This window comes from Neisseria sp. P0009.S007, assembly GCF_051962515.1.
Map to the genome: position 1 here is coordinate 1 of NZ_JBQCVF010000755.1, position 833 is coordinate 833.

Here is an 833-nt window from a genome sequence, read left to right on the forward strand (position 1 = left end):
CCGAACGAAACCGCGTTGGAAGGCCCATACGGCGACCACACGGGCTATTACAACGAGCAGGACCATTTCCCCGTGTTTACGGTCGAACGCATCACCATGCGCGAAAACCCGATTTACCACTCCACCTACACGGGCAAACCGCCCGATGAACCCGCCGTTTTGGGCGTGGCGTTGAACGAAGTGTTCGTACCGCTCTTGCAAAAACAGTTCCCCGAAATCACCGATTTCTACCTGCCGCCCGAAGGCTGTTCCTACCGCATGGCAGTGGTCAGCATGAAAAAACAGTACGCCGGACACGCCAAGCGTGTGATGATGGGCTGCTGGTCGTTCCTGCGCCAGTTTATGTACACCAAATTCATCATTGTGGTCGATGACGATGTGGACGTGCGCGACTGGAAAGAAGTCATCTGGGCGGTCACCACGCGCATGGACCCTGTACGTGACACTGTTTTGATGGAAAACACACCTATCGACTACCTCGACTTCGCCAGCCCCGTCAGCGGACTTGGCGGCAAAATGGGTTTGGATGCGACCAACAAGTGGCCGGGCGAAACCGACCGCGAATGGGGACGAGTAATCAAAAAAGACCCTGCCGTTACGGCCAAAATCGATGAGATTTGGGAGAGTTTGGGCTTGTAGATGTCATTTCTATTGGAATTTATACTTCAAATCGTGATGGAAATGATTGGGGTGATGTTTGAGGGTACGATAGAAATATTGAGGCTCGATTGGAGAAAAAGAAAACTCTCCAAAAAAGGCTTGATAATGTTGACTATATGGTTTGCCATCATTGTTGCACTGATTATTTATATGGTCATTCCTAAGTAAACATC

2 protein-coding genes are annotated in these 833 nt (G+C 50.4%); one reads left to right on the top strand and one right to left on the bottom strand.

The window, feature by feature from the left end:
* A partial coding sequence (locus ACTHS3_RS16145) for a UbiD family decarboxylase (protein WP_440368526.1) occupies positions 1 to 639 on the top strand: 639 nt, incomplete at its 5' end.
* Positions 640 to 648: 9 nt separating this feature from the next.
* Here ACTHS3_RS16145 and ACTHS3_RS16150 read toward each other — a convergent pair.
* Positions 649 to 833 (bottom strand): hypothetical protein (locus ACTHS3_RS16150; protein WP_440368527.1); only part of this gene is annotated, 185 nt, incomplete at its 5' end.